Annotated in this window: 25 protein-coding genes and 3 pseudogenes; 24 read left to right on the plus strand and 4 right to left on the minus strand. The window is 57.2% G+C overall.

Annotated elements, in window-relative coordinates; genetic code table 11:
* Positions 1-32 precede the first annotated feature (32 nt).
* The 22 genes and pseudogenes from A4S02_RS16320 (at position 33) to pnuC (ending at position 17,451) form a co-directional block, all read left to right on the plus strand.
* Positions 33-540: pseudogene (locus A4S02_RS16320) on the plus strand (DUF4054 domain-containing protein).
* Positions 531-911, plus strand: a complete 381-nt coding sequence (locus A4S02_RS16325; protein ID WP_070322659.1) for a hypothetical protein — start codon at positions 531-533, stop codon at positions 909-911. Before A4S02_RS16320 ends, A4S02_RS16325 begins: the two are co-directional and overlap by 10 nt.
* Positions 908-1,444 carry a phage neck terminator protein gene (locus tag A4S02_RS00730; RefSeq protein WP_208858896.1) on the plus strand — a complete coding sequence of 179 codons (537 nt, stop codon included), beginning with the start codon at positions 908-910 and terminating at the stop codon, positions 1,442-1,444. The genes A4S02_RS16325 and A4S02_RS00730 overlap by 4 nt, the downstream gene beginning before the upstream one ends.
* 18 nt (positions 1,445-1,462) lie before the next feature.
* Positions 1,463-2,617 carry a DUF3383 family protein gene (locus tag A4S02_RS00735; RefSeq protein WP_070322661.1) on the plus strand — a complete coding sequence of 385 codons (1,155 nt, stop codon included), beginning with the start codon at positions 1,463-1,465 and terminating at the stop codon, positions 2,615-2,617.
* A 2-nt stretch (positions 2,618-2,619) separates the two neighbouring features.
* Positions 2,620-3,032 (plus strand): annotated as a pseudogene (locus A4S02_RS00740) (phage tail fiber protein).
* A 38-nt stretch (positions 3,033-3,070) separates the two neighbouring features.
* Positions 3,071-3,526: a hypothetical protein gene (locus A4S02_RS00745; protein WP_070322662.1), complete on the plus strand. Its 456-nt coding sequence runs from the start codon at positions 3,071-3,073 to the stop codon at positions 3,524-3,526.
* A 23-nt stretch (positions 3,527-3,549) separates the two neighbouring features.
* Positions 3,550-3,711: a hypothetical protein gene (locus A4S02_RS15820; protein WP_167542407.1), complete on the plus strand. Its 162-nt coding sequence runs from the start codon at positions 3,550-3,552 to the stop codon at positions 3,709-3,711.
* Entirely contained in the window at positions 3,696-4,709 is a 1,014-nt protein-coding gene (locus tag A4S02_RS00750; RefSeq protein ID WP_070322663.1) for a hypothetical protein, read from the plus strand. The genes A4S02_RS15820 and A4S02_RS00750 overlap by 16 nt, the downstream gene beginning before the upstream one ends.
* 35 nt (positions 4,710-4,744) lie before the next feature.
* On the plus strand, positions 4,745-5,458 hold the full coding sequence (locus A4S02_RS00755; protein ID WP_070322664.1) for a phage baseplate protein: 714 nt from the start codon (positions 4,745-4,747) through the stop codon (positions 5,456-5,458).
* Positions 5,455-5,775 carry a phage baseplate plug family protein gene (locus A4S02_RS00760; RefSeq protein ID WP_070322665.1) on the plus strand — a complete coding sequence of 107 codons (321 nt, stop codon included), beginning with the start codon at positions 5,455-5,457 and terminating at the stop codon, positions 5,773-5,775. Before A4S02_RS00755 ends, A4S02_RS00760 begins: the two co-directional genes overlap by 4 nt.
* Complete coding sequence (locus A4S02_RS00765) at positions 5,772-6,698, plus strand: baseplate hub protein (protein ID WP_070322666.1); 927 nt, start codon at positions 5,772-5,774, stop codon at positions 6,696-6,698. Before A4S02_RS00760 ends, A4S02_RS00765 begins: the two co-directional genes overlap by 4 nt.
* Complete coding sequence (locus A4S02_RS00770; RefSeq protein WP_070322667.1) at positions 6,695-7,384, plus strand: Gp138 family membrane-puncturing spike protein; 690 nt, start codon at positions 6,695-6,697, stop codon at positions 7,382-7,384. Before A4S02_RS00765 ends, A4S02_RS00770 begins: the two co-directional genes overlap by 4 nt.
* Positions 7,385-7,395: 11 nt before the next feature.
* On the plus strand, positions 7,396-7,749 hold the full coding sequence (locus A4S02_RS00775; protein WP_070322668.1) for a hypothetical protein: 354 nt from the start codon (positions 7,396-7,398) through the stop codon (positions 7,747-7,749).
* Positions 7,750-7,777: 28 nt separating this feature from the next.
* Positions 7,778-8,971, plus strand: a complete 1,194-nt coding sequence (locus A4S02_RS00780; RefSeq protein WP_208858932.1) for a baseplate J/gp47 family protein — start codon at positions 7,778-7,780, stop codon at positions 8,969-8,971.
* On the plus strand, positions 8,971-9,549 hold the full coding sequence (locus A4S02_RS00785; protein ID WP_070322670.1) for a DUF2612 domain-containing protein: 579 nt from the start codon (positions 8,971-8,973) through the stop codon (positions 9,547-9,549). Before A4S02_RS00780 ends, A4S02_RS00785 begins: the two co-directional genes overlap by 1 nt.
* Positions 9,550-9,556: 7 nt before the next feature.
* On the plus strand, positions 9,557-10,654 hold the full coding sequence (locus A4S02_RS00790; protein WP_070322671.1) for a phage tail protein: 1,098 nt from the start codon (positions 9,557-9,559) through the stop codon (positions 10,652-10,654).
* Between the two features lie 111 nt (positions 10,655-10,765).
* Positions 10,766-11,230 (plus strand): phage fiber-tail adaptor protein, encoded by a 465-nt coding sequence (locus A4S02_RS00795; RefSeq protein ID WP_228142419.1) that lies wholly within the window; start codon positions 10,766-10,768, stop codon positions 11,228-11,230.
* A gap of 122 nt (positions 11,231-11,352) precedes the next feature.
* Complete coding sequence (locus tag A4S02_RS00800) at positions 11,353-11,799, plus strand: hypothetical protein (protein WP_019089885.1); 447 nt, start codon at positions 11,353-11,355, stop codon at positions 11,797-11,799.
* Positions 11,800-11,871: 72 nt separating this feature from the next.
* Positions 11,872-13,136, plus strand: a pseudogene (locus A4S02_RS00805) (cation:proton antiporter).
* Between the two features lie 6 nt (positions 13,137-13,142).
* Positions 13,143-15,641 carry a TonB-dependent receptor gene (locus A4S02_RS00810; RefSeq protein ID WP_208858897.1) on the plus strand — a complete coding sequence of 833 codons (2,499 nt, stop codon included), beginning with the start codon at positions 13,143-13,145 and terminating at the stop codon, positions 15,639-15,641.
* Between the two features lie 2 nt (positions 15,642-15,643).
* A complete protein-coding gene (locus A4S02_RS00815) occupies positions 15,644-16,888 on the plus strand; it encodes a phosphotransferase enzyme family protein (RefSeq protein ID WP_070322672.1) in 1,245 nt (414 codons plus the stop codon).
* Complete coding sequence (pnuC, locus tag A4S02_RS00820) at positions 16,888-17,451, plus strand: nicotinamide riboside transporter PnuC (RefSeq protein WP_070322673.1); 564 nt, start codon at positions 16,888-16,890, stop codon at positions 17,449-17,451. The genes A4S02_RS00815 and pnuC overlap by 1 nt, the downstream gene beginning before the upstream one ends.
* A 119-nt stretch (positions 17,452-17,570) precedes the next feature.
* Here the strand turns inward: pnuC and A4S02_RS00825 are convergent, their stop codons facing one another.
* From A4S02_RS00825 to A4S02_RS00840, 4 genes are all read right to left on the minus strand, one after another.
* Positions 17,571-18,131: an RcnB family protein gene (locus A4S02_RS00825; RefSeq protein ID WP_019089880.1), complete on the minus strand. Its 561-nt coding sequence runs from the start codon at positions 18,129-18,131 to the stop codon at positions 17,571-17,573.
* Between the two features lie 244 nt (positions 18,132-18,375).
* Positions 18,376-18,684, minus strand: a complete 309-nt coding sequence (locus tag A4S02_RS15585) for a hypothetical protein (RefSeq protein WP_157885522.1) — start codon at positions 18,682-18,684, stop codon at positions 18,376-18,378.
* 154 nt (positions 18,685-18,838) lie between these two features.
* The gene (gene purU / locus A4S02_RS00835) at positions 18,839-19,744 is read right to left on the minus strand and encodes a formyltetrahydrofolate deformylase (protein WP_019089877.1); all 906 of its coding nucleotides are present in this window, start codon (positions 19,742-19,744) and stop codon (positions 18,839-18,841) included.
* Between the two features lie 363 nt (positions 19,745-20,107).
* Positions 20,108-20,485 (minus strand): DUF488 domain-containing protein, encoded by a 378-nt coding sequence (locus tag A4S02_RS00840; protein WP_026019459.1) that lies wholly within the window; start codon positions 20,483-20,485, stop codon positions 20,108-20,110.
* A gap of 79 nt (positions 20,486-20,564) precedes the next feature.
* Here A4S02_RS00840 and A4S02_RS00845 point away from each other — a divergent pair, with 79 nt between their 5' ends.
* The gene (locus tag A4S02_RS00845) at positions 20,565-21,074 is read left to right on the plus strand and encodes an RrF2 family transcriptional regulator (RefSeq protein ID WP_019089876.1); all 510 of its coding nucleotides are present in this window, start codon (positions 20,565-20,567) and stop codon (positions 21,072-21,074) included.
* Positions 21,075-21,219: 145 nt separating this feature from the next.
* Positions 21,220-21,990: an SDR family NAD(P)-dependent oxidoreductase gene (locus A4S02_RS00850; RefSeq protein WP_070322675.1), complete on the plus strand. Its 771-nt coding sequence runs from the start codon at positions 21,220-21,222 to the stop codon at positions 21,988-21,990.
* Positions 21,991-21,997: the final 7 nt, after the last annotated feature.

Consider the following 21,997-nt stretch of genomic DNA (forward strand, 5'->3'; position numbering starts at 1 on the left):
AAAACTTCCGTTATCTTGCAGCATGTAAAAGGATGTTTTCCATGCCGGGAAATCAGCCAATGCAAGCGGCTGCCTTACCTTCTGCCTGCAACATGGCGGAAGATGGGGCCGTTGTGTTTGATACCGCAGCCTTTAAGGCGCGCTACCCAAATCTTGTTGCCAGTGCGGGGGCAGATGCCGCAAGTGCCTGTTTTACGCAGGCCGGGCTGTTTTTGAACAACACTGGCACATCCCCCGTGCGCAACCCGGCCCGGCGGGCAGATTTGCTGATGCTGATTACAGCGCATCTGCTTCAGCTTGGCATCAATAGCGGAGTGTATGCCACAGGTGCGGGAGATGGCACAGCCACCCTTGTGGGGCGCATTACCACCGCGCGCATGGGCAGCGTGCAGGTGCAGGCCGATATGGGCACGGTTTCTCCCGCGCAGGCGTGGTGGGTGCAAACACCTTATGGCGCAACCTTTTGGGCCGCATCTGCCTTTTTTGCGCATGGGGCACTATGTGCCGGGTTGGCCGCAAAGAGTGCTCTCATGGCCATGAACGCGTTGTTTAACATGGCGTTGGGGGCCACGGCGGCTTTGTTGCCATCTGTGCCCGCCATATTGCGCGTGAACACGGGCTACACAACCGCGCCAGATGGCAGCACCACCCCATGCACTATGGATATTGCCGTAACCATTAGGGTGCAGCCCGTGCCAACAGATGAGCTGACACATACAGATGGGCAAAACCAAAGCACCGTTCAGAGAGAAATCTATATGCCTGGCACCATTTGTGGGGTGGACCGCACGCATCAGTTTGGGGGCGATGTGTTTGTGTTTGATAACGCACACTGGCTGGTAACGGCCCAGCCCGAGGCTTGGGGTGGCCAATGGTGCCGTGTGCAGGTAACCCAACAGGTGGCGGCATGAGCACCCACGTTGTGCAACAGCCAGATCAGGCACAGGTGTTTGCCGCTTTGCGTGCCTTTATTCTGGAAGTTCTGCCTGCTGGCACAACGGTTTTGCAAGCCCGGCAAAACCGCACGCCACCGCCACGCGGCATGTTGGCGCTTATTACACCGCTTTCTTGCCAGCCCATTAGCACGGGCAGCACACGCTATGGGGCGCAAAGCTGCACCCTGTTGCGGCAGCAGCAACTTGCCACCCAGATCAGCCTTTTTGGCACAGGCGCAGCAGATGCCGCGCAAACGCTCTTAACCCTGTGGCGTGATGTGTGGAGCACCACATTTTTTGCAAACCTTGCGGCACAACAACAAGACATGCCGCGCCTATCCCCCTTGTATGCAGATAACGCCGAATGTCTGCCCTATGTAAACGCGCAACAACAATACGAACCCCACTGGCAGCTTACCCTGCACAGCCAGCTTACTTTTTCCATCACCCTGCCAGCCGCCACAGCCACCGCTGCCACAGTGCACAGCGTGGCCGCAGACAGGCTTTGAAATGCGAGTAAAACCTGCATGATCCTTCCTGTTTCTTCCCTTGTGTCTGTCACGCCGGGTGTGCTGGCGGCGGGGGGCACCACAAACCTGCTGAATGGTCTTATATTTTCTACAAATACGGCGCTTTCTTCTGGTCTTTCCTCGTTTACAACCGCGGCAGAAGTGGCAGCCACATGTGGCGTGGAAAGTATAGAAGCCAGCATGGCCAGCATTTACTTTGCGGGCTACACCAATGCGCAGGATCTGCCGCAAACGCTGTATTTTTACCAACTGCCCGCCACCCCGGCAGATACGGATTACACCACGGCCCTTACAAACGCCACCGCCGCCAGTGCAGATTGGTGCGCCTTTGCCTTTGCGCAGGAGCCAGATGCCGCAGCCAAAACCGCTATTGCCGCATGGATGCCCACAAACCCTAACCGCTATTGGGGCATTGTGCAGGATAATGATGCCAGCATTTTACAGGCAGATTCAGCATGTTTTGGCAGAACCGTTGCCGCGCAGGCCACACCAGGGCTAACGTGCCTGTGCAATACAGATGGCAACGGCACATTGGCCGCGGCCCTGTGTTTGGGGTGGGCGGCCAGCATAAACCCGCAGCGCAATGCCGGGCGCACCACGTTGATGTTCCGCAACAATGGCGGCGTTACCCCAGCGGATATTACAGCCACACAGGTGCAGGCACTGCTGCAAAATGGCTACAGCTTTTATGGTTCCTACAAAAGTGGGGATTCCACATTCAGTTTTCTCAACAACGGTGCGGTATCTGGCGCGTTTGCATGGGCAGACAGTTATCTGAACCAGATCTGGATGACATCCTCCTTCCAGTCTGATCTGCTCACGCTGTTTTCTTCTGTCGGGCAAATTCCCTATGCCGTGCAGGGTGATACGCTGCTGGCCACCGCTGTGCAGAATACCATTGATACCGCCGTGGCTTTTGGCGCTATCCAGCCCAACGTTACGCTTTCTGCCGCGCAGGCGCAGGTGGTGAATGCACAGGCAGGGCGCAGTATTGCAGATACGCTGGCCACACGCGGGTGGTATTTGCTGCCCGGTGCCTCCACCGCATCTGCCGCCATACGGGCCAAACGTGGGCCGGTGCAGGCACGGTTTTTTTACATGGATGGGCAGTCTGTCCAGTCTATCTCTCTGGCTACGGTAGAGGTGCAGTAAGCATGTCTGATTACGATATTACAGCCGCCAACTCGGTTTTTACCATTACGGTGCCGGGGTTGTACAACACGCCTATCACGCTGGAAAACTATGCCGCTGATCGTGCGTTTGAAACATCCGTACGAGATCTTGCAGAAACGGCCATGAGCATTGATGGCTACCTGAATGCAGGCTGGATACCCACACCCGTGCGGCAGACAATCTCTCTTGCCGCCAGTAGTGAAAGTGGTTTGGTGTTTGAGGCCATTGCCGCAGCGCAGGATGCACAGCGCGGGTTGTATCGGCTGGGGGCGGAAATTCAGCTTCCTTCCATTGGGCGCAAATACACCATGGTGCGTGGGCTTTTGCAGGCCGTGTGCTGGAAGCCCGCAGTTTTGAAATTCTGTGGGAACGTGTGTTGCCTGCTGCCCTGTAAAATACGGGTGTTTTGAAAAACAACAGGAAAAAGCAGGTATGAAAACCGTGGAATACACGCACCCCCTGCCGAGGGAAGATCAGGGTAAAGTGTTTGTGCTGACACGCATGGATGCCTTTACCGCAGATAGCTGGGCGCGCCATGTGTTGCAGGCTGCCATACGCGGTGGTGCGTGCGTGGAGGCGGATATGGCAGAGGCGGGTCTTGCCGGGCTTGCCGCTTTTGGGCTGGAAATTTTTGGCTTTATGGAAGAATCCGATCTGGATGCAGCTTTGGCGCGGCTGATGCAATGCGTTAAAATGCGGCCAGATCCACACCGGCCAGAAGTAACCCGTGCTGTTATTTCTGCCGATTTTGCAGAACCTGAAACTCTTGGCATGGTGTGCGCCGAGGCTTTTAGGCTGCATGTGGGTTTTTTGCGGGCCGCCGCGCACCAGTTTTTCCCCATAGTGGCGGCTTTGCTGGGGGAAGATGCCGCACAGGCTCCGTTGTAAACTGTGTGAACATTTCACCCGCTATGGCAGCGGTTGTGGCATCGGGCCTTGCAAGCCTGCATGATCTAAAAACAGTTTACGACAGCGAAGATTTTTATACGCTTGTGGAAATACTTTCTGTGTGCAACTGGAATATGGCGCACATGCCCGCGCAGGAAAGCCCCCAAACATGGCCAAAACTGTAAACACATCGCCCCAAAGCAAGGCGCGCGCAACATTGCCGTTACTGGAACGCCTGCGCCGTGTATTGGAACACTTTATGCAAACCCATACACGCGCAAAAAAGACCAAGAGCAAAGGGCTTTTGGCATTATTACAGATTTTGCGCCAATACAGCATGGGGGCGGGGTATATGCCTCTGGCTATGGGGGTGCGGAAACCTGTGTTTTCTGTTGTGCACTCTGCGTTGGGGGCTGCGCCGCCTGTGCTTACGCCCATAGATAGTGGGAATGTAAAGCCTATGGCGAGTACGGCCTCTGTGCTGGGGGCGCCTTACAGGCAGAAAGATATTTTGAAAAACATGCCTGCGCTCTCTGGTCATATTTTATTGGCGGCCAGCACGGCTCAGGCTGCGGCGGAAAGTACATTACAGTTTACGCACCCCCAAAAGTCTCGGCAGAACACACCTAAAAATGCTGCGGATATTCTGGCATACAGGCCTTTTTCTGTGCTGCCGCATATGCCTTCCTTACGTGCTTCAGGGGGCAAGCTGCCTGTGCCCCAAATGCAGGCAGAAAGGGGAGGTGCTGCGCTAACCGTGCGTATGTTTCGGCGCCCCCAGCAGGTGCAAAGGCAGCGGTTACAACGTCATATACAAGACCCTGAAAGTGCAAGTGTTTTAGAGAAAACTCGATATTTTCAGGATTTTTCTGTTCCAAAACAGGATAAGCGCGTTGCTTTTTCAGCTCTACGCCCTGTTGCCGTGCCAGATAAAGACCAGCCTGTTGCACCAGGCATGATGGGGGTATTTTTACCGTCATCTCCGCTTATGCGGGCGGCAATTCAGCCAGTTGTGGCATTGGCGCGGCCTACTTTGGCAACGCAGGGGCAGAAAACACCTTCCAGCCCGTTTGCCACACCCTCTCCACACCCTGCACCTATGCCGCCCCGTGTGGCCATGCAGGGCCTTGGCGGGGGAGATAGCGCTACTTTGGCAGCGCTTTCTATACTTGGCTCTATTTAAAAACCCTTTTCCTGTTCAGTAAAGAGTTCTGTTTCATGCCCATGTTGCCAGTTAGCCTGCCATCTGTATGGAATATTCCTGTAGCAGTGGGGGTACCTGCCCTTATGGGGCAATCTGTTTCTGCCGGGGTGCAGGCTTCGGCCTCTGTTACGGTAGGGAGCGTGCTGGATGATTTGCAAATTACACAGGCGGCCAGCCAGTGGGGTATTTTTACGCAGGACGGGCAGAGGGTTTTAACATCTGCCCATGTGCTTTCTGCCGATATGCAAAGTGCATGGCGCATTGCAGAAGCCCCGCTAGAGGATGGTGCGTTTTTATCTTACAGTAAAGTGCGCATGTCTCGGCAGCATCGGATTGTCATGGTGTGTGATGGATCAGAGGCCGGGACGGAAGATGCCAACGCCACCAGCCTTGCGTTGGATGTTCTGGCCGGGGCCGGGCAGGCGGGCGCATTGTATGTGCGTGCAGGCTTTTTTGCCACGCTGGAGGCATTGGAGGCCGATACAAACCTGTATGCCGTGATGACCCCGGAAAAGAAATACGATAGCGTAAACATTATCGGCCACCGTTGGATGCGGCAGGCACGGCAGGGCATTACCATGCCGGTTGTGGAAATTGCCTTGCAGGAAGTGCGTATAACCGGAAGCACACAGTTTACCAGCACACGTATGCCGCAGGGCCAGCAGATACAGTGCGGCGGCATGGCCTATGCCACTACCAGCAGCATAGATGCCGGAGAAATTGCATGAGCACCCCCACAACAACATTTGTGCAGGTGCCCATAAGTGCTGTGCCTGCACAAATGTTTAAGATCACACTGGCAGAACAGACACTCCAAATAGCACTGCGCCAGCGGGCCACTGGTTTGTATGCAGATATATGGTGCGCAGGTACGCGTGCGCTTTCTGGCGTGTTGTGCCAAGACCGGACATGGCTGGCGCGTAATGCTGCCACCGGCCTGCCGGGTGATCTGGCGTTTATGGATACCCAAGGCACGCAGGACCCGCAAAGCACCGGGCTTGGCACGCGCTATGTGTTGCTGTGGCGCACAGGCTGGCCCGCATGAGCGGCACGGTTACAACAAAAACGCCAGATTGGGCCATGCGAGATGTGGAGGTGACGTTCCGGCTTCTCAATGGCGTGTTTGGCACGGCGGATGGGGTGGATACAGTTACCCTTTCTGGCTTGCAGGTGCAGGCGGACATTGCGCAGGCCCCATACCCAACGGGGGAAACCGCGCAGATACGCATAACCGGCATGCCTCCGGATTTAATGAACCGCCTGAGCCTGAGTGCGCCAGATCCTGCCAGCCAAAGTGCCAGTGAAGTGCTGCTGATGGTGCCAGATGGCACCTCTGGCGCGCAGGCACTTGTGTTTCAGGGCGGGGTTACACTGGCTTATGCAGATTATAGCGCGGCACCAGATGTTGCTTTTGTGGTGCAGGCGTTTTCTACAGTTTTACCAAATGCACTGCCTGCCGCCCCCACCGGGTTTAAGGGGGCTGTGCCACTGGCGCAGGTATTGGCGCGTATTGCCGCACTGGCCGGGCTAACGTTTGAAAATAACGGCCTGAACACCGTGCTGCATGATCCGTATTTTCATGGCACGCCGGGGCAGCAGATCAGCCAGTGTTTGAACACACAGTTTTTTCAGGCCGCATTGGGCCGGGGGCGTTTGGCGGCATGGCCTGCCAGAACCGGTGGTGCCAACACAACACTAAAGACATCTGCCGCCATTCAGGTTTCGGCCAGTACGGGGCTGGTGGGGTATCCTACATGGTCTGCCGGTGGGGTGGCGCTAAGCATGTTGTTTAACCCGCGTATCAGCTACGGCAGCGTGTTGGCATTGCAAAGCCAGTATCAGCCCGGTGGGGGCGGCACGGGGCTGTGGCAGGTTTTGCAGCTTCGGCACAGTTTAAGCGCCCAAATGCCAGATGGCCCGTGGTTTACCCACGTGGTGGCACAGGCTGTAGGATCAGAAAATTCATGACAGATCAAAACAGTTTTGTATCCGGATTTCCGCCCAACATGCCTGCATCCGGGCAGGCTGTGTTTGATAGGGCGGGTGCTGGGGCATCGGATTACAACGCGCTTGTGGCCGTTATGCGCCGCATGTTGGTAGAGGTACGCACCGCTATACCCGTTAAGGTATGTGCGGTTTCTGGTGCCGGTTTGGCCCCCGTGGGGTTTGTGGATGTGCAACCCCTGGTGCATCAGCAGGATGCCGCAGGCCAAACTATGACGCATGGGGTGTTGTATAACGTGCCGTATTTTCGGCTTCAGGGGGGCAGCAGCGCTGTGGTGCTGGACCCTGCGGTGGGGGATATCGGTCTGGCCGTGATGGCGGACCGGGATATTCTGAACGTAAAAACCGCACGCGCCGCCGCACCGCCCGCCAGTTTTCGCCATAACAGCATGGCGGATGCGCTGTATCTGGGCGGTTTTTTAAACGCAGCACCCAGCCAGTATATTCAGTTCACGCCCGATGGGGTGGTGATACACACCCCCGGAACCGTAGAAATATCTGCAAAATCGCTCAAGATTTCAGGAGATGCCAGCATAAGCGGCAGCCTGAATGTGGGGCAGGATGTGCAGGCTGGTGGTGTGTCCCTCACATCGCATGTGCACGGTGGGATTATGCCCGGCAGTGGCAGCACCAGCACCCCGCAGGGTTAGGAGAAGCACATATGAAAACCTTGTTGCTAGATCGCGCAACGTGGGATTTGGTGGTGGATGCGCAGGGCAATATTGCCGTGGCGGATGTGCCCTATGCCACAGCGCAGGATGTTTCCAGCGCGGTGCGCGTGTTTAGGGGCGAGTGCTGGTACAACACAGCCCTTGGCCTGCCCTATCTGGCGGGTGTTTTGGGGCGCAACCAGTCTGCCGCGCTGTTTCGGGCCGATGTGGCGCAGGCTGCCCTTGCCGTGCCCAACGTGGCACGCGCCACCTGTGTGCTGACCAGCCTTGGGGCGGACCGCAAACTCAGCGGCCAGATTTATCTGACATTGGAAAACGGAAGCACAACCCTTGCCAGTTTCTGAAACCACACTTGCCGCAGGCACAACATCTGTGCCCGCACCCACGCTGGATGATACCGGCTTTGTGCTGCTGCAGGAGGCAGACATGCTGGCCGGTGTTCTGGCAGATATTAACGCCGCTTTTGGCAATACGCTGAATACGGATTTATCCACCCCACAGGGGCAGTTGGCCACATCGCTTACCGCCATTTTGGGCGATGCGTATGATCAAATGCTGGCTGTGTTTAACGGGGTAGATCCTGCGCGGGCTTCTGGCCGGATGCAGGATGCCATTGGCCGCATTTACTTTATGGAGCGCAAACCCGCCACGCCCACGGTTGTTACGTGCCAGTGTACGGGGGTGGAGGGCACGGTTATTCCGCAAGGGGCCTTGGTGGCAGATGCCGCAGGCAACACCTACGCGGCAGATGCCGCTATTACGCTGGATACCACCGGCACAGGCACGGGCACGTTTTCCTGCACCACGGTGGGGGAGGTTTCCTGCCCGGCGGGCAGTGTGCGGCTGTGCCAATCTGTAGCAGGGTGGTCTGGCGTGAGCAACGCCGTGGCGGGGGTGACAGGGCGTGAGGTAGAAGGCCGCGCTGCGTTTGAAGCCCGCAGGCAGGCCGCCGTGGCTGTAAATTCCGTAGGGCCATTGGCTGCTATTCTGGCCGCCGTGCAGGCGGTGGATGGCGTAACAGATGCGTATGTTGCAGATAATAGCAGCAATGTTGCAGTTATGCAGGGGGGCATCACACTTGCGCCCTATAGCCTGTATGTGTGCGTAAATGGCGGCACAGATGCCGATGTGGCTTTGGCCATTTTGTGCAAAAAGCCACCCGGCTGCGCCTATACCGGCAGCACCAGTGTTTCGGTAACAGATACTTCTGGCGCGTATACCACACCGCCCAGCTATACGGTGGCGTTTGAGCGTGCCCAGCCCACGCCGCTTTATGTTGTGCTTACACTGGCAGCCGGTTCTGGCGTGCCTAATACCGCAACGTCTGCCGTGCAGCAGGCCGTGTTGGCGTGCTTTTTGGGGCAGGATGGTTCTGCCCGCGTGGGCATTGGCGGCACGCTGTATGCCAGCCGGTTTTATGCCTGCGTGGCGGCAGTGGGCAGTTGGGCGCAGGTGGTGGATATTCGGGTAGGCACAGCGGCCAACCCTACCGGTGTTACGGCACAGGCCAATATCAACCAGATTTTCACGCTGGAACTGGCTGATATTACCGTGGAGTTTGCCTGATGCAGAATGTGGGGCAAACGGTGCTTTCGCAATACGCGTGCTCACCCAGCCTGAACGCGCTGCTGGAAGGCTGGAACCAGTGTTTTGATCCTGCCCAGAGTATAGAAAACTGGTTTGCCAGCATATGGAACATAGAAACAGCCCAAGGCTACGGGCTGGATGTATGGGGCCGCATTGTTGGGGTATCCCGCGTGTTGCGCATGGCATCTGGCCAGTATTTAGGTTTTGCCGAGGCCAATGATCTGACAGAGCAGGGCTTTAACACGGCCCCGTCGTATGCGGGCCGTGTTGTGGTGGGTGATTTTACAAATTGCAGCCTGTCAGATGCTGGGTTTCGGCAGCTTATTTATGCCAAGGCGCTGGCCAATATTACGGATTGTTCCGTGCTTTCGCTCAACGCCATTTTGCGCACGCTGTTTGCCGGGCAGGGTGATGCATGGGTGGAAGATAACGCCAACATGAGCATGACCTACGCCTTTGGCTTTGGGCCAACAGATGTGCAGGTTTCCATTATCGAAAACGCCGGCGTGCTGCCGCGCCCTGCCGGGGTTGCGGTTTTCTACAGCATCAGGGGCTGAAAAACTTATGAAACAAGCAGATATTTCCGGGCGGTTTACAACGCCTATTGCGGTCTCTGCCACAGCGGCCAACTGTGCGGATATTCCCACAGCGCAAACCACAGCGGGCGATGGCTCGGCCAGTATGGCGCTGGGCTTTCCGCCCGAAACCTTTACAGAACGCGCTGCCGGTGGCGTGCCCCCGCGTGGGGCGGATATGAACGGGTTTTTAAAAACACTTTCTGCTGCCATACAGGTTTTGCAAACAGGATATGTTGGCCCGTTTGATGCCAGCTTTGCCGCCGCCATTGGTGGTTACCCAGCCGGGGCTGTGGTGGCGGGCAGCGTTGTGGGCACGTTCTGGGTTTCTGGGCAGGATAACAACCTTTCCACCCCCGGCGCGCAGGGTGCAGCGTGGGTAAACCTGTTCAGCGGGTTGCTTACATCGGCCCAAGCCGCGCAAAGCTTTTTTCCGCTGACTGGCGGTAAAATCAGCAATGGCTATTATGATAGCACTGGCACATGGGGCGGTAGCGGCAGCAATGGCGCACCGCAGGCGGGTGATACGCCGTGGGGGCCGCAGTTTATTTCCCGCTTGGGGTATAGTGCCACCATGAAGGCGCTGTTCTGCCTGCGTGATGCGTTTGAACAATATGCTTTTGCCAGCGTGCAGTTAACAGATGCTGCAGGCGGGTGGCATGAATGGCAGTTCCGCCAGGATGGCTCCATCCGTATGCCAGATGGCGCGGTGGTGGCTACGCAAGGCTGGGCCAATGGGGTGTTTCAGCCTGCGGGCAGTTATGTGGGCTTGGGCACATATCAGGCCGATTTTGCCACGCAGGATGGGCGCGTGATCAACCTGCCATATGGGCAGCGCATCCAGTCCTTTTCCGTGAGTATTCAGGATGGAGATGGCATTACCTTTCCGCAGGCTTTTGCGGGGGTGCCTACATCCGTGCAGTTGCAGTGCATGCAGTATGAACAACGCATGACACTTGCCATGCCAGAACAGGCACCTACCGCCACAGGTATTGGCGCTGTGGGCGTGCGCTATGTGGTGGATGATCACGATGGCGCGGTTTCTACCCCCATTACAGTGTGGGTAACAGCTATTGGGCCAAGGTAAAAAACCATGATATGTTCTTGCAATACCGCAGGCACGGCTTGCTCCTTTTTGCCAGAAGGGGCCGTGCTGGCGCCGGGGTGACAACCCGCCAGCGCACGTGTGCTGCCGGTTATGATTGCACCGGGCCTATGCCTGCGTGGCCAACTGGCAGAGCAGGTGGTGCAGGCATGGCCTGCGCGCAGCAGTGCAGATGCGCTGGATTATACGCTCACCCCCGCCGCATGGCTGGAAGGCGCGGGCGATACACTGGCCAGTGTTACAGCCAGCGTGCCCACCGCTACCGGGCAGGATACGGATTTGGCCGTGCTGTGGGTAACAATTATTCAAGGCATGGCCTGCGTGTTTTTGGGCAGTGGCCCGCCAGATAGGGTGCAAACCGTGCAGATGGTGCTGCACACCGTACAGGGGCGCAGCGTTACGGCCAGCGTGCAGCTTTACATCAGTGCAGAAGGTGCCGCCACGTTGCCGCCACAGGTGCCCACTTTAGCAGATGGCACCCCCATACCGCCCAACGCGCTATTGGCCCCGCAAGGTGTGCTTACCAGCCCTAGCGGCCAGCCTTACCTGCTGGCCTGAAACATGGGGGTGGGAGCCATCCTTGCTGCCTGCAGGCGGACAAGCCCACAGCGCTGTGATACAGTTTTGCCCAAAGAGATAGCCCGCCAGCAAGGGGGGTATTCGAGGCAAAAGGTATAGAAATGAAACCCAAATCACAGCAACCTGCCGATTCATTGGTGAACAGATTTAACGAGAACGTGGCTGTTAAAATGACAATCATGTTCGGCAGTATCTGGTGCGTATATGTGTTTTTCCTGTTCTCTTTAGTGCCAGCGGTTGTGCCCCAGTGGCAGAACACGCTGCTGTATATCAGCAACTGTATCCAGCTTGTGGCGCTGCCCGCGCTGATGGTGGGCAACGCAGTACTCAGCCGTGGGGCAGACCGGCGCGCGGCAGAAGACCATCAGGCCCTGCTGGAAATTCTGGGCGATGTGCGTGAGGAACTGGCAGACCTAAAAGACAAGACAGCCGGTTTGGCGCGTTCTGCCAACGCTGCCTTGCAACGTCCTGAACTGACAGACGTTTCCATTTCGGATCAGACGATCGTGAATATGGATGATGCCGGGCAGCCGCAGAATAACGCCTGATCCGGCATCCGGTTTTGCGGTTTTCTGGTTTGCACCCGTAATCAGCCTGTCTGATCAGACTGGAAACCGCTCATGCCGCCTTTTTTTAATCCGCTGGCGCTGTTTGCCATTGTGATCACACTGGCAACAGCTTTTGCCATTATCAACCACCGATACCTGCACCTGCCCACCACCATTGGCATTACGGCACAGGCTTTGGGGGTGGCCACGGTTTTGCTTTTTCTGGAGCAGGCCGTGCCCATGCCCCGCATGGATGCCGCCCGCGCGGTGCTGGATAGCATAAACCTGCCCGCCACATTGCTGGATGGGGCTTTGTCCTTCCTGTTGTTTGCAGGCGCGCAATCGGTTGATCAGCGCGAGCTGTGGCAGAACCGTTTTTCCATTCTGGCACTGGCACTTTTGGGCACCATGCTGGCCGTAGCCCTGTTTGCCGCAGGTATGTGGATGGCGTTTCCGCTGGTGGGGCTTGCGGTTTCTCTGCCGTGGTGTGTGGTGCTGGGGGCTATTTTGGCGCCAACAGATCCGGTTTCTGTTGTGGGTATGCTGCGCCGTTTGGGCCTGCCGCCCAGAGTGCAGGCCATTTTTGCAGGGGAAAGCCTGTTTAACGATGGCGTGGGCGTTGTGGTGTTTTGCCGTGGCGGTGCAACTGGCAGAGTCAGGCACCATTGGCCCGTTGGGGGACTTGGTGTGGCAAATGGTGCAAGAAGTAGGCGGCGGCCTGCTACTGGGCTTTTTGTGCGGGTGCTTGGCGGTATGGTGCATTCGGCTGGTAACAGATGCGCATCTTGAACTGCTTATTTCCATCTCCCTTGCCAGCGGGGTGTACAGCCTTGCCAAAATGCTGGAAGTTTCTGGCCCCGTGGCAGCCGTTACGGCTGGGCTGGCTTTGGGCATGCCCCGCGCATTGGGGGCGCTCAGCCAGCACGGGCAGCGTGAAATCCGCAATTTCTGGATGATGGTGGATGAGGTGCTTAACGCCTGTTTGTTTGTGCTGATAGGGTTTTTATGTGCTCAGCGTGCCTATACGTGTGCCCGTATTGCTGGCGGCTGTTTTGGCTATTCCGCTTTCCATTACCGTGCGGGCGTTAAGCGTGCTGCTGGCCATGTTGCCGGTGTATTTGCGGGATTCACAACGCTGGCGCGTCTTGGCCATTATGACATGGGGCGGCCTGCGCGGCGGTATTTCCATTGCCCTTGCGTTAAGCCTGGAACACGGGCCTATGCGTGATGTGCTGCTTGCAGTGTGTTATGCGGTGGTTGTGTTCACTATTTTAGTGCAGGGGTTAACAATGGAGCGCGTGGTGCGGCAGGTGCGCCTGAGTGCGGCAGAAGGATAAAGCCAGATGCCAGCCTTAATACAAACTGCGGCGTGCTGGTGTGCGGCCCCCAAGGTGCGGCGCTGTTGCCGCCAACGGTGGTGGATGGCCTGCGCGCTGGCTTCTGGCACGCTGCTTTCTGGTATGGCGTGGCCGGTTGGGGCTGCATGGGCACAGGCTGTATCTGTGCCGCCCACAGGGCAAAAAGCCGCCCAGCATACGGCAACGCCCGCAGGCGCACATGCCGCTACAGCCCCCAAAGCGCCGGGTGCGCCGGTGCAGGCTTCTGGCCGCCCGCAGGTGGTAATTGTGCGTGCCAACCTGCAACATGCCAGTGCTGGGGGCGGGCTGATACACCCGCAATCCGAACCGCAGGCCCAAAGCGTGGTGGGGCAGGACTATATTCGCCTGCAATCCCCCACAGCCACGGCGTTTGAGCTGGTTTCCCAACTGCCGGGCGCGAATGTAAGTGGGTCAGACCCGTTTGGGTTTTCTCCGCAAACCAATATCAGTGTGCGTGGCATGAATGGAGATGCCATAGGCTACGTGCTGGAAGGCATGCCGCTGAATGATATTGCCTATTACACCGGCTACCCCAGCCAGTTTGCAGATAGCGAGAATTACGAAAACATATCCCTGCAACAGGGATCTCCCGATCTGGATAGCCCGGTGATGAACGCCGCTGACGGGTTGATGAAGCTGCGTTTTCGCACGCCGGCAGAAAAGGCGGGCGGGCAGTTCAGTGCCTCCTATGGTTCTTACGATACCAACCGTGAGTTCCTGCGGCTGGATACGGGCGAGATCGGGCATAATACCGGCCTGCGGGGCTTTGTATCCTATTCTCACAGCGCCACGGATAACTGGCGCGGGGCCGGGCGGGATGAGCGCCAGCATGTTGATTTCAAGCTGGAAAAAACATGGGGCCAAGGCAACAGCGCGGGGCTGTTAGGATCTTGGAACCAAGCGGTGGACAGCTACTACCCGCAGGTGAGCAAGGATGATTGGCGCAGTTACGGCATAGGTGGCCCCAATAATCTGGACAGGCACTTCCACGCCGATGATGATTACGGGGGTTCGGACTACTGGCGGCTTTCTCGCCAGCCGGAACGCACGCTGTATCTGGCCGCCCCTTTGCAATTTACACTGGCGGAGGGGCTAAGCCTGCACGTTACACCTTACGCACAAGGCGCGTATGGCAATGCTGCAGGCGGCACGCAGTTGCCCACTTCCGGCCTGTATAATGGCACGCAGGCCGTGCCCGATGTGCTGGATTTGCCCGTAACGGCAGATGGCTACAGCACCGTGCGGGCAGATTACACACAGCGCAGCTTTCGCTCCGGCTTTACATCTGCGCTGGAATGGAAGCGCGGCGTGAATGATCTGGTGCTGGGCTATTGGTATGATTACGGTGATGATACCGAGCGCGAAACCTTTGCCGCCGTAAATGGCAGCGGCAATGCGGGCAGCATATGGGGCGGGCGGCCCATTACGTTGGCCGATGGCAATATGCTGTTAGGGGCCAGCAACCACACTATCTCGCAAACCAATGCGCTGTTTGTGGGGGATAGGGTTTCTCTGTTGCATGATCGGCTGTTGTTAACAGCAGGTTTTAAGGAAGTAATGTTCTCGCGCACAGGCACAAACGCCGTGCCGGGTGCGCCTTACCACGCCAACATGAACACCGCAGTACCCCTGCCGCGCTTTGGCGTGCGTTTTCAGATTACGCCGGAGCATCAGGTATTTTTCAATGCCACCACCAACTTCCGCACCCCGGCAGAACCTGCTTTGTATGATGCGTATGACCCCACATCCGGCGCGGTGACGCAAAAAGGCACATCCAGCCTGAAAAACGAATACTCCATAGCAGAGGAACTGGGCTACCGGTACGCAGGCAGCCGCGTTGTGGGCAGCCTGACGTTATTTAATTATAACTTCACAAACCGCCAGATTGCCACGTTAGCTATGATAAATGGTGCACTCGTAAATTCCACCATCAATGCGGGCGGGCAGACATCTCGCGGGGTGGATGTGGAAATAGGTTTGCGCCCGTGGCACCATATCAGCCCGTATCTTTCGGGCGAATATCTGCACGCCACCATTGATAATGACCTGTATTCGGGCGGAGACCTGCTGCCCACACGCGGCAAACGCGCCGTGCGCAGCCCCACGCTACAGGCTGCTGCGGGCCTGACGTATGATGATGGGCACTTTTTTGGTGTGATGACCGTAAAATACACCGGCCACCAATATGCAACTTTCATGAATGATGAGCGCATGCCCAGCCATGTTACGGGCAATCTGGCGCTGGGGTATCGGATGGATGATGTTTCTGTGCTGCATCGGCCAGAATTCCGCATGAACTTTATTAACATCACCAACCAGCATTACCTTTCCGGCGTGGCAGACCCCACCATGAACGCGCATGATACGCAGGGCCGCTATGGCACCACCATAGCCGGTCAGGCCCCGGATTATTACATTGGCGGTGGGTTTGCAGCCCTGTTTACAGCCTCCACCGGGTTTTAGGCGTGGCAGATCCTTCCCCCCCAAACACGGCGCAGTTTGGCGTACACGGCGTGCAGGAAAAGCGGGATTGGCCCTGCCTGACGTTTGATGAAGTTTCTGCTGTTCTCGCGCATTTTACCAATATTCCGCCAGCGCGGGATGTTGTGTGGCACAGCATGCGCCCGTTTTCTGCCGCCTGTGTGGTGCAGCTTGCGGGGGAGGTTTCTGCCAGTGCCAGTGGCAACAACATCGGCGGGCAGGCGGTGCGAGCGACAAGCTGCGTGCTCAAACGCCATGCGCGGGCGTTGCGTAGTGCGGCCATGCTAGAGCAGGAACACGCTTTTATTTGGCATCTGGCCAGCAAGGGGCTGCCCGTATGCCCCGCATTGGCCCTGCATAACGGGCACACCGCGCTGGAACTTGGCAACTGGACATACGAGGTTTTTCTACCCGCCAAAGGGGAAGACACCTACCGGGATGTGATGTCCTGGAAGCCATATTTCTCCACCATGCAGGCCCATGCGGCGGGGGCCGCACTGGCACAACTGCACAAAGCTGCGGCAGATTATACAGCCCCGGAACGCAGCGCGGATGTGGCGGGTCAAACTGCCCCAGTGGTGCCGCTTGTTTCCAGCATGTGCGTGGTGGGGCAAGCAGATTTTATGCCCGCACTACAGCAATGGGTGGCGCGGCAACCGGGGCTGGTGGCGGCATTGGCCAACCGCCCGTGGCAGCAGGATGTGGCACGGGTTGTTCTGCCGTTTCACAATCATCTGCGCCCGTTACTGCCCAGCATAAAACCCGCTTGGGGGCATGGAGACTGGCACCCTTCCAACTTGTTCTGGAACGCAAACACGCCAGTTACCGTGCTGGATTTTGGCATGGCAGACCGCACCTGTGCCGCGTTTGATATGGCCGTGGCCATAGAGCGCGCCATGGTGGATTGGCTGGCTTTACCGCCATTGGGTGCGCAGCAGGCAAGGCCTTTGGTGGTGTGGGGCCAGCTTGCTGCATTTGTGGCAGGGTATCAGCACATTCGGCCTTTAAGTGCGGCAGAGCGTGCGCAGGTGGTGGCGTTTTTGCCATTGGTGCATGTAGAATTTGCACTGTCTGAAACAGCATATTTTGGAACGCTGCTGCAAGATGAAGCCTCGGCCGAGGTGGCATATACGGAGTATCTGCTTGGCCATGCCCAGTGGTTTGCACAGGCGCAGGAAGGGCAGGAACTGCTGGCCCGTTTGCCTGCCTTGCTGGCGGGGCAGAAATAGTGTCTGGGCTGGAATGGCTGGCGGCAGTTACCAGTGCCTTGGGCGTGTGGCTTACGGGGCGCAGAACGGTGTGGTGCTGGCCGGTTATGCTTTTGGCATCGGTGCTTTATGGCGCAGTGTTTGCGCAGGATCATTTATACGCAGATGCTGCTTTGCAGGCTGTGTTTGCAGCTTTGGCGCTGTATGGCCTGTGGTGCTGGCTGCGCGGTGTGCAGGCAAGCGGGCAGGTGCATATTGTCACCCCAACTGTGCAAACCTTGTGGCGAGATACCGGCATAACAGCCCTGGCAGGTTTGGCATTAGGGCTGGCCCTGCGCACCGTAACGGATGACCCCATGCCTCTTTCCGATGCCGGGCTAAGTGCTTACAGTGTGCTGGGCCAAATTTGGACAGCCAAGCGCTACCGCGCCTGCTGGGTGCTGTGGATTGTGGTGGATGTTTTGTATGCGCTGCTGTTTGTGCAACGCAGGTTGTTTGTAACTGTCGTGCTGTACGCGGCCTTTATTGGCCTTGCCGTGCAGGGCTGGCGGCAGTGGCGTAATGTGCCAGCACGCACTCCGTAAAAAACCACGTTAAAAAAAGCCGCGCCCCGATAAGTGGGGCAGCGGCCTTTTTTTGGTGTAGGATATTACCGGATTGCAAAATACGTTCTGAAAATATCCTACGTGATATACGGCAGTTTTTAGTAACCGCTTGGTGCTGCGTATCCGGGTGCGGCATATCCCGGTGCTGCATAACCGGGGGCAGCGTAGCCTGGCGCTGCGTAGGTTGGGGCGGCATAGGTAGGGGTTGCGGGTGTGGCAACGGCCCCAATAGTGGCACTTACAACACCGGCAATAATGCCTGTGGTAACGGATGTTAACAAAAACTGGTTGCCATAGCGCATCCAGGAATACCCAGTCGGCGGCGCATACAGGCCACGCTGGCTCTGCCAGTTATTAATAACCCAGCGGCTATTACGCGGGCCATCGTAACGCTCTCCCTTCCGCCATGTGCGGTTCATATCAAAGTTGTCACCGCCGCGTGCGGGGCCGCCACGGCCGCCTCGGTTGGCGTTGTGCATGGCTGGGCCGGGGCCACCACGCTGGCCACCATGCATGGCGCCACCACCGGGGCCACCGTTCGGGCCGCCTTGTGGGCCACCACGGCCGCCGGGGCCGTTAAACTGGGGTTCGGCATGAAGGGGGGCGGATGCACACATCACACCCATCATGGCAGCGGCTGCAAGATAATGGAATTTCATGTCAAACCTCTATTTTATAATGCTTCTGTTTTTCACATACGCTTGTGGCAGAATTACGTTCCTGCTTTCTCACACTATATAAAGGGGCAGAGCAGCAAGGCATGGGCTGGATGCAAAGCAGGGCATAAATCAAATTAACATAATGTATGTCTGCCAGCCTTTATTTTGTCTCAATTCTTTCCTAGCTTGGTTTCCGACACGCACTGCCTCAGTGCGGTGCCTAACGCATTGAACGAAAGTATTGTTAACGATGAAAAAAGCTCTTTTTCTGCTTGCTGCTCTGGGTGTTGCTATGCCGGTTGCTTCTCACGCAGAAAGCCACCACCACAAACACAAGCACAGCGAAAACAGCGACAACCAGAACGGCCGTGGCGATGAAAACCGTGGTGAACGCGGTGATCGTGACGACCGTGGTGATCGTGGCCAGCAGGGTGGCGAACGTGGTGACCGTGGCCAGCAGGGCGGTGAACGCGGTGATCGTGGCCAGCAGGGCAACTTCGGTGGCGAACATGGTGGCCCAGGTGGCGAACATGGCGGCCCAGGTGGCGAACATGGCGGCCCGAACGGCGGCGAAAACAACAGCAGCAACTAATTTTGCTGCATGTGGCCCTTATGGGTTGCATACAAAAAAGGCGCTCCATCCGGGGCGCCTTTTTTTATGGCTGCAAAAGACAAACCGCCCGCAATGGGGCGGCAGCCTTGGGTGTTTAGGCAAACACCACAGTGCGGTGGCCGTTGATCATAACCCGATGCTCAACATGCATTTTAACCGCCCGTGCCAACACTTGCGATTCCACACCCCGCCCCGTGGCAATGTAATCTTCCACCGAGAGGTTGTGCGTGACTCGCGCAGTTTCCTGCTCGATAATCGGGCCTTCATCCAGATCCGCCGTAACATAATGGGCGGTGGCGCCAATCAGCTTTACCCCACGGGCATATGCCTGATGATACGGCTTGGCCCCCTTGAAGGAGGGCAGGAAGGAATGGTGGATGTTAATCACCCGGCCACTTAATTCTGCGCTGAGCGAATCCGAAAGCACTTGCATATAGCGGGCCAGCACTACCAGATCAGCCTTTGTTTCCTTTATCAGGGCACGCAGCTTGTCTTCCTGCTCGGTCTTGTTCTGCTTGTTTACGGGCCAGCAGTAATAGGGAATACCAGCTTGTTCCGCCGTGGCAGCGCTATCTGTGTGGTTGGAAACAATGGCCACAATATCCGCCTTCAGCCAGCCCACCCGCACCTGATACAGCAGGTTGAGCAGCGCATGATCAAAGCGAGACACCATAATAATAATGCGCGGTAGCACCGCGGCATCATGCAGGCGCATCTGCATGCCAAAGCGTTTGGCCACGGGGGCCAGAATAGCATTTATTTCTGCCAAATTACCCGGCGCAGGCGCATGAAAGGCCAGCCGCATGAACAATGTGCCAGATTCCCGGTTGCTGAACTGGTGGGTTTCGGTTATGTCCGCACCTCGCTCTGCCAGAACGGATGTCACAGCCGCAACAATGCCGGGCTGATCCGGGCAGGAAAAAGTAAGAATGAACTGCATGCGGTGGCGTATGCTCCTTTGTTCTTCTACTGGGCCTGTATAAAGGGCGCGGGGGCGCAATGGGCCTCATCTTGTGCCAGTGCACAGGGGGCTGCGCAATAGCTTGTGTTACCGCCTGTTTATAACCGGTGGGGCGTTGGGCAAACTGTGTGGATGGCCTGTGGATGAATCGTGGCAAGCCCGACTCGTCATGTTTTTTTAGGGTCAAGCTAATTCTGCGCTTGTCATAAAACGAATCTCTAAAAATCCCGGAAAACAGCCGATTTTGAACGTTTGTTCTCCTGCTGTGTCATAAATCTTATCCACAGAAAAGGGGGAGAGAATGCGGGAAAAGCCTGTGGATAGTTTTGTGGAAGGCAGCTTGCCTATAGTGTTTTCCCGCGTTTCCCGCTTTGTTCTCCAGCTTTGGGTGTGCCGGTTTTTTCAGGTGCGGTGGGCCAGATGGGCAGCCATGTAGGTGGCCAGCACCACGGCCCCGTTATAGGTGGTATTCCGCGCACCAAACAGCAGGGTTACGCGGCCTTTGCGGGCCAGATCGGCCAGTTCCTGCACAGCCTGCGGGTTGGCGTTTAGCTCTGCCGTGTAGCGTTGGCAAAAGCCCTCCCACTTGGCGGGGTCATGCGCAAACCATTCACGCAGGGCGGTGGAGGGGGCAATGTCCTTCAGCCACAGGGTAAGGGCTGCGCGCTCCTTGCTTACGCCGCGTGGCCACAGCCTATCTACCAGCACGCGGGCACCATCATCTGGCTGGGCTTCTTCATACACACGGCGGATACGGATATCGGGCTGATGATGGAGCATTGGGGCCTCTGGCTGCGCTGAACGCTTATGGTTTTGGGCGTTAGTTACGATGTGTTTTTAAGGCATCTTAAAGAGATGAATGGGCATACCAGCCCATCATGGTGTAAAAGGCCCTATGCGTCTGACACTGCACACAGATTATGCCCTGCGCACGTTGCTTTATCTGGCCGTGCATACCAACCGCCGCGTTTCCATAAAGGAGATTGCGCGTGTGTATGGCATTTCAGAAAATCACTTGGTCAAGATCATTCATCATCTGGGCCGGGGCGGGTTTATAGATACCCTGCGCGGCAGGGGCGGTGGGCTTATGCTGGGCCGCGCGCCAGAGGATATTTGTATTGGCGATGTGGTGCGCCATACGGAAGATGATATGGCGCTGGTAAGCTGCATGTCGCCTTCCCCCGGGGTGCCGGGCAGTACAGAATGTCTGCTGGCCCGCGCGTGCCATTTACGTGGTGCACTGGGTGAGGCGCTGGGTGCGTTTATGGCGGTGCTAGACAGCCGCACATTGGCAGACATGCTGCACACGCCAGAGCGCCAGATTTTGCAGGAAGCCGAAGCCAGCCCGCACCCACCTGCACCCCTGTAAAACCACCACCCAAGATGGTGTTTTGAAACTTGCCCCGCCTTGTCCTACAGTTACAGGCAATGCGGGAAGCATGGCGCACGCCCATTGCTGCGGCTTTCCTGCTTTGGGGCTCGCCCCGTTTCATGCACAAAAAAGGGCTACGGGTATGACACGCAAGCAACCACAAACTGTTTTGGTAACGGGTGCCACCGCCGGATTTGGGCATGCCATAGCGCTGCTTTTAGCCCAGCAGGGCTACCGCGTTATTGCCACAGGCCGCAGGCAGGAACGGCTGGAAGAACTGGCCGCCCAAGCCAAGGGCCAGATTCTGCCGTTTAAACTGGATATGACAGACGCCCCCGCCCTTGCTGCCCTGCCGCAAAGCCTGCCCGCAGGCTGGCAGGAGGTGGACGTACTGGTGAACAACGCCGGGCTGGCGCTGGGGCTGGAAAAAGCGTGGGAAACCAATCTGGAAGATTGGCAGCGCATGATAGCCACCAATGTTACCGGCATGGTGGAAATTACGCGTGCGCTGCTGCCCGGCATGGTTGCGCGTAACTGGGGGCATGTTGTGGCCCTTGGCAGCACGGCGGGCACGTACCCTTACCCCGGTTCCAACGTGTATGGGGCCTCCAAGGCGTTTGTTGAGCAGTTTATGCGCAATTTGCGCAGCGATCTGCTGGGCAAGCAGGTGCGGGCCACCACCATTGCCCCTGGCCTGTGTGGCGGCAGTGAGTTCAGTCAGGTTCGGTTGGGGGATGCCTCCAAGGCGGAGGATGTTTACAAAGGCACGCACCCGCTTTTGCCCGAAGATATTGCCCAAACGGTGGCATGGGTTTTAAGCCTGCCTGCACATGTGAACATCAACCACGTGGAAATGATGCCCACCTGCCAGGCCTCTGCCGGTTTGGCGGTGGATCGCACTATGGCGGATTAAGGTTTAC

Origin of the sequence: Acetobacter ascendens (assembly GCF_001766235.1) — a bacterium.
Taxonomy (GTDB): Bacteria; Pseudomonadota; Alphaproteobacteria; order Acetobacterales; family Acetobacteraceae; genus Acetobacter; species Acetobacter ascendens.

What these genes read in the sequence shown, in the direction of transcription:
- A4S02_RS16325 (WP_070322659.1), top strand. Translation starts at nt 531, where the DNA reads ATGGCCATGAACGCGTTGTTTAACATGGCGTTGGGGGCCACGGCGGCT.
- A4S02_RS00730 (WP_208858896.1), top strand. Translation starts at nt 908, where the DNA reads ATGAGCACCCACGTTGTGCAACAGCCAGATCAGGCACAGGTGTTTGCC.
- A4S02_RS00735 (WP_070322661.1), top strand. Translation starts at nt 1,463, where the DNA reads ATGATCCTTCCTGTTTCTTCCCTTGTGTCTGTCACGCCGGGTGTGCTG.
- A4S02_RS00745 (WP_070322662.1), top strand. Translation starts at nt 3,071, where the DNA reads ATGAAAACCGTGGAATACACGCACCCCCTGCCGAGGGAAGATCAGGGT.
- A4S02_RS15820 (WP_167542407.1), top strand. Translation starts at nt 3,550, where the DNA reads ATGGCAGCGGTTGTGGCATCGGGCCTTGCAAGCCTGCATGATCTAAAA.
- A4S02_RS00750 (WP_070322663.1), top strand. Translation starts at nt 3,696, where the DNA reads ATGGCCAAAACTGTAAACACATCGCCCCAAAGCAAGGCGCGCGCAACA.
- A4S02_RS00755 (WP_070322664.1), top strand. Translation starts at nt 4,745, where the DNA reads ATGCCCATGTTGCCAGTTAGCCTGCCATCTGTATGGAATATTCCTGTA.
- A4S02_RS00760 (WP_070322665.1), top strand. Translation starts at nt 5,455, where the DNA reads ATGAGCACCCCCACAACAACATTTGTGCAGGTGCCCATAAGTGCTGTG.
- A4S02_RS00765 (WP_070322666.1), top strand. Translation starts at nt 5,772, where the DNA reads ATGAGCGGCACGGTTACAACAAAAACGCCAGATTGGGCCATGCGAGAT.
- A4S02_RS00770 (WP_070322667.1), top strand. Translation starts at nt 6,695, where the DNA reads ATGACAGATCAAAACAGTTTTGTATCCGGATTTCCGCCCAACATGCCT.
- A4S02_RS00775 (WP_070322668.1), top strand. Translation starts at nt 7,396, where the DNA reads ATGAAAACCTTGTTGCTAGATCGCGCAACGTGGGATTTGGTGGTGGAT.
- A4S02_RS00785 (WP_070322670.1), top strand. Translation starts at nt 8,971, where the DNA reads ATGCAGAATGTGGGGCAAACGGTGCTTTCGCAATACGCGTGCTCACCC.
- A4S02_RS00790 (WP_070322671.1), top strand. Translation starts at nt 9,557, where the DNA reads ATGAAACAAGCAGATATTTCCGGGCGGTTTACAACGCCTATTGCGGTC.
- A4S02_RS00795 (WP_228142419.1), top strand. Translation starts at nt 10,766, where the DNA reads ATGATTGCACCGGGCCTATGCCTGCGTGGCCAACTGGCAGAGCAGGTG.
- A4S02_RS00800 (WP_019089885.1), top strand. Translation starts at nt 11,353, where the DNA reads ATGAAACCCAAATCACAGCAACCTGCCGATTCATTGGTGAACAGATTT.
- A4S02_RS00810 (WP_208858897.1), top strand. Translation starts at nt 13,143, where the DNA reads ATGCCAGCCTTAATACAAACTGCGGCGTGCTGGTGTGCGGCCCCCAAG.
- A4S02_RS00825 (WP_019089880.1), bottom strand. Translation starts at nt 18,131, where the DNA reads ATGAAATTCCATTATCTTGCAGCCGCTGCCATGATGGGTGTGATGTGT.
- A4S02_RS15585 (WP_157885522.1), bottom strand. Translation starts at nt 18,684, where the DNA reads ATGTTCGCCACCTGGGCCGCCATGTTCGCCACCTGGGCCACCATGTTC.
- A4S02_RS00840 (WP_026019459.1), bottom strand. Translation starts at nt 20,485, where the DNA reads ATGCTCCATCATCAGCCCGATATCCGTATCCGCCGTGTGTATGAAGAA.
- A4S02_RS00845 (WP_019089876.1), top strand. Translation starts at nt 20,565, where the DNA reads ATGGGCATACCAGCCCATCATGGTGTAAAAGGCCCTATGCGTCTGACA.
- A4S02_RS00850 (WP_070322675.1), top strand. Translation starts at nt 21,220, where the DNA reads ATGACACGCAAGCAACCACAAACTGTTTTGGTAACGGGTGCCACCGCC.